General features: G+C 61.6%; 4 protein-coding genes and 1 pseudogene. All 5 read right to left on the bottom strand.

All coding sequences use genetic code 11. The annotated features are described in order from the left end of the window. Positions 1-243, bottom strand: a pseudogene (locus tag V7116_RS25500) (hypothetical protein); the annotation flags it as partial. 38 nt (positions 244-281) lie between these two features. Beyond that, complete coding sequence (locus V7116_RS25495; protein WP_324394822.1) at positions 282-848, bottom strand: GNAT family N-acetyltransferase; 567 nt, start codon at positions 846-848, stop codon at positions 282-284. Beyond that, positions 845-1,420, bottom strand: coding sequence for a GNAT family N-acetyltransferase (locus tag V7116_RS25490; RefSeq protein ID WP_324394821.1), 576 nt, complete (start codon positions 1,418-1,420; stop codon positions 845-847). Before V7116_RS25490 ends, V7116_RS25495 begins: the two co-directional genes overlap by 4 nt. Positions 1,421-1,447: 27 nt before the next feature. After that, positions 1,448-2,947: a glycerol kinase GlpK gene (gene glpK, locus V7116_RS25485; RefSeq protein WP_324394820.1), complete on the bottom strand. Its 1,500-nt coding sequence runs from the start codon at positions 2,945-2,947 to the stop codon at positions 1,448-1,450. Between the two features lie 454 nt (positions 2,948-3,401). Beyond that, on the bottom strand, positions 3,402-4,256 hold the full coding sequence (locus V7116_RS25480) for a MerR family transcriptional regulator (RefSeq protein ID WP_324394819.1): 855 nt from the start codon (positions 4,254-4,256) through the stop codon (positions 3,402-3,404). Positions 4,257-4,683 lie beyond the last annotated feature (427 nt).

Genomic DNA, 4,683 nt, shown 5'->3' with positions numbered 1-4,683 from the left:
CGGATCCCGGTACCAGTGCCCCGCGCTCAACGCCTCGCGCAGCAGCGCCAATGCCCCCGCCAGATCGCCGGAGCGAGCCGAGAGGCAGGCGCGGATGTGGTAGAACAGCGCCGCCTCTTCGGGATAATGCGGCTGGGCCGCCGTCGCCAGGGCCAGCGCGTCCTTATACTCACCGCGCTGGTAGTACGGCAGCAGCCCCCGGTAAAAGTCATCAAAATCGTCGCGCGGTGCGGTGTCGGGCATCGGTGAGTCCCCCTCTGGTGTACCCGCTGCGAGCGCTGTCAGGGTGAAGGTCGATCGCCGCGCGTCGCCTCCCACTCGCGGCGCAGCAGGCCGTACAGGATCATGTCGTGGCGCGCGCCGTCGCGGTGAACTGCCTCACGGAAAACGCCCTCGCGCACGAAACCGAGCTTCTCGTACAGCCGGATCGCGCCGGGATTATAGCTGAAGACGGTAAGCTGAACGCGGTACAGGTTCAGCTCGTCGAAGGCATACCGCAGCAGCAGGCGCAGCGCCTCCGCGCCGTAGCCCTGGCCGCGCCGGGCCGGATCCCCGATGGCGATCGAGATCCAGCCCATGCGCTGCGACCACAGGATGCCGTCCAGCTCTACGAACGCGATCAGCTCGTCGCCGTCCAGCGGACGCGCGGCAAACATAAACGTACCCGGCTCCTTGCGCCACGCCTCGACCTTTTCGGCCATCTGCTGCTCGTTGAGCGGATGGGCGGGATCGGCGTCGAACAGGCGCAGGAAAGCCCCGTCTTGCCACCAGCGCGCCAGCACGGGGATATCCGCCGCGCTCAACGCGGCCAGCCGCAGCCGCTCCCCGCGAAAAACGTCCCCGATCACGCCTGCCCCCGGTTCACGCTGGGCAGCTCCTGCGTCTGCCGCTCCGGGCGCACGATCGTGAATTCCAGGCGCACCAACGGCTCGCCGCGTATGGACAGCGCCGTCCGGTGCGGCAGGCGCGCCGTCTCGCGGAAGCCGCACTTCAAAATGCAGCCCACCGAGCGCTGGTTGCCGGACCACGTCGCGGCTTTGATCTGGCGTATGCCCATCTGGCGGAACAGGGTGCGCACCAGCAGGTGCAGCGACTCCGGCCCGTAGCCCTGGCCCCACAGTTGCGGATCGGGCAGCACCACGCCGACATACGTGCAGCCCGCGTCCCGGTCGAGGTTGTACCAGCATACCCAGCCAATGTGCCGCCCCTCGACCGTGTCCACTTCCCAGCGCTTCCGGGTCGCAGACGGCTCCCGCGCCGCCTGACGTGCATCGAACTCGGCCCGGCTGGGCGGCGCAAACGGCACATCCGGCTCGTCGTAATACTGCCATTCTTCCAGTTGCAGCCACGCGAACAGATCGTCCGCATCGGTCGCTTTCGGCTCATCGCGCAAGATCACGCGCTGTCCTTCGATGATCATCAACCCACCTCCCCACTCACTTCACAACTATGCGCCGTCCGCCCACCCCGACGCGCGCTCGACGGCCCGCCGCCACCCCGCGATCAGCGACTGGCGCTCGTCGTCGGCCATGCGCGGCTCGAACGTGCGATCGATCGTCCACTGCCGGGCGAGCGCGTCCGTATCCGGCCAGACGCCCACCGCCAGCCCGGCCAGATAGGCCGCGCCGAGCGCCGTCGTTTCCGTCACCGCCGGGCGCTGCACCGGCACGCCGAGCAGATCGGCCTGGATCTGCATCAGCAGGTCGTTTTTGGCCGCGCCGCCATCCACACGCAGCGCGCTGAGCGTGATGCCCGAATCGGCGCGCATGGCGTCGAGCACGTCGCACGATTGCAGCGCGATGGCGTCCAGCGTGGCCCGCGCGATGTGCGCCCGCGTCGTGCCGCGCGTCATGCCGATCAGCGTGCCGCGCGCGTAGGCGTCCCAGTGCGGCGCGCCCAGACCCACGAACGCCGGGACGAAGTACACGCCGTCCGCGCTCTCAACGCTGGCCGCCAGCGGCTCGATCTCCGCCGCGCTCTGGATGATGCCTAAACCGTCGCGCAGCCACTGCACCGCCGCGCCCGTCACGAAGATGCTGCCTTCCAGCGCATAGGTTACCGGGCGATCCTCAAGCTGCCACGCGATCGTCGTGACCAGATTCGACTTCGACTCGACGCCCTGCTCGCCCGTGTTGAGCAGCACGAAGCTACCCGTGCCATACGTGTTTTTCGCCATACCGGGGCGGTGGCACGCCTGCCCGAACAGCGCCGCCTGCTGATCGCCCGCGATGCCCGCCAGCGGCACCGGCGCGCCCAACAGGTGCGAGACGGATTCGCCATACACTGCGCTCGACGGGCGGACTTCCGGCAGCAGGCTGCGCGGGATGTTCAGGTGCTCCAGGATCTCGTCGTCCCAGTCGCCCTTGTAGATGTTGTAGAGCAGCGTGCGACTGGCGTTGGTCGGATCGGTGACGTGCAGCGCCCCGCCGCTGAGATTCCACAGCAGCCACGTATCGACCGTGCCAAACGCCAGTTCGCCGCGTTCTGCGCGCGGACGTGTGCCGGGTACGTTGTCCAGCAGCCACGCGACCTTCGTGCCGGAAAAATACGCATCCGTGACCAGCCCGGTTTTGGCGCGAATCACCGCGTCGAAGCCCTCGGCGCGCAGCGCGTCGCACATCGGCGCGGTGCGGCGGCACTGCCACACGATCGCATTATAGACGGGCTCCCCCGTGCGGCGATCCCAGATCAGGGTCGTTTCGCGCTGGTTGGTGATGCCGATCGCCGCGATATCCGCCGCGCCCACCTTCGCGCGGTCGAGCACGGCGCGGGCCACGTCGCGCTGGGTGCGCCAGATGTCGTGCGGGTCGTGCTCGACCCAACCGGGCCGGGGGAAGATCTGCGGGAATTCCTGCTGGGCGGTTTCCAGAAGCTGCCCCGCCTCGTCGAACAGGATCGCGCGGGAGCTGGTCGTACCCTGGTCGAGCGCCAAAATCAACCTGGACATGAAATATCCCTTTCAAAAGCAGTTATCAGTCATTAGTTATTAGTCGTTAGTTTACTACAAAATCCGTTTTGGGGCAGGATGAGCAGCGCAGTTTTTAAGAGGCTATTTGAAAAGTCTGAATTGAGTCGATAGGCTGAGGGAATGAATCGAAAACCATGCCCCAATGATCTAACCGATCATGAATGAGCACTGCTCGAACCGCTCATCATAGGTTTCCGGGTCGCCTCCGGGGTGTTGTTTGTCAACCATCGACTGCGCACGCCATGAATGATTTTGTGGATCAGGGGCTGGATCAATATGCACAATTGGCGCCCTGCTTCGCTCTGAATACCAGCCTGGATCATCTCTGTTTGGCACATGTCGGTCTCCCATAATCTGAAGCTGACAGCTCGTGCGCCACACCTTCCATAGAGATTCGGCTACGGAAGGTGTGGCGGCATTTTGAAGTGTTGCCTTAGGCTTTGGTCACAGGCAATTGAATCTCGATGACGTGGTATGGCGAGTCCTGGTTGGCCTGATGGTCGTCATCAAAGTGGAGATAGACCTCACAGAACGGCCCGGTGCATTGATAGCCATTAGCCTCCACCCAGGCCACGATGGCCTGTTTGGCCGCGAGCAGCCCGGTAAAACTTCCACGATGAACGGCATACGCCACCTGTGTTTTGGGCATCTGCCGTATCGTGATCAAGTCACTGTCTGGCACAGGCCGAGCAGTGGGCAGCGCCGTTTCAATGTCCGGTTCCCCACGTTGGCTACTGTTTTCAACGAGTCGATCAGCGTGATACAACGCCATGCCTGGCCCAACCGGTTTGATGTCCTGGCGATTGAGATATTCGCCTACCTGGGCAAACATCCCGCTTACCGTCGGCCCGAAGTCCTCTTGCTCCCAACTCGAAAGCGTCTGGCGCACAGAGGCTATCCATTGCGCCTCAACTGCCTTGAGCAAAACTTCATATTCTGGCATTTTTCCCTCCTGGTCTATTTGCTTGAGTCGTACTTCTACACGCGCCAAACGCTGTTGACTCGCCTGGACCTGTCTGGTCAGTTCAGCCTGCTGAGCCAGAAGAATGTGGCGGATTGTGTCTGCCTCGATGTTGTTATCCAGCATTCGTGCAATGTCTTCAAGCGACAGTCCCAAGTCTTTGAGCGCCAAAATGCGATTGAGTTGGGGCAGTTGCCCGAGTGTGTAATATCGATAGTCGGTGAACGGATCCAGGTGATCTGGTTTGAGCAAACCCAATCGGTCATAATGCCGCAACGTTTCGACTGTCACCTGACCGAGCCATGCAAACTCACCAATCTTGAGCATGCGTCGCCTCGTGTAGATTCATTGGATTGAAGGCCTTCATGCTGAACATACACCCTAAGGTAGGACAAGAGTCAAGAAGCAAATTACAACGGTTGTTCGATTTTCGATGTGAGTTGTTGCACACCTGGTACGTTTAAAATCGCGGGACTAACAACAAGCATAAGCCCGTATCGTTGGAAAACTGATCTCAGGGGAAATGAGACCCAGTTTGAGTTCTTCAGCCACTCAGGCATTTAGCTCAACTTCAGACCGCTGCCTGACTTTTCAAATGGTCTCGAAGTGAGCAATCGAAATGATCTGGCTTATGGGATAGGGTGAGGTTCTTTTTTGCTCATTCTTTTCGGAATTTCACTCAGTTGATCAAGTGAGTAGTGACCTTCCCCCGATTTCTCGGACAGTGGAAATGTCGTAGACTGGAGAAATCAGG

Origin of the sequence: Aggregatilinea sp., assembly GCF_036822615.1 — a bacterium.
Taxonomy (GTDB): domain Bacteria; phylum Chloroflexota; class Anaerolineae; order Aggregatilineales; family Aggregatilineaceae; genus Aggregatilinea.
Note: the sequence above shows the minus strand (reverse complement) of the source record. Positions and strands in the feature narration are given on the sequence as shown.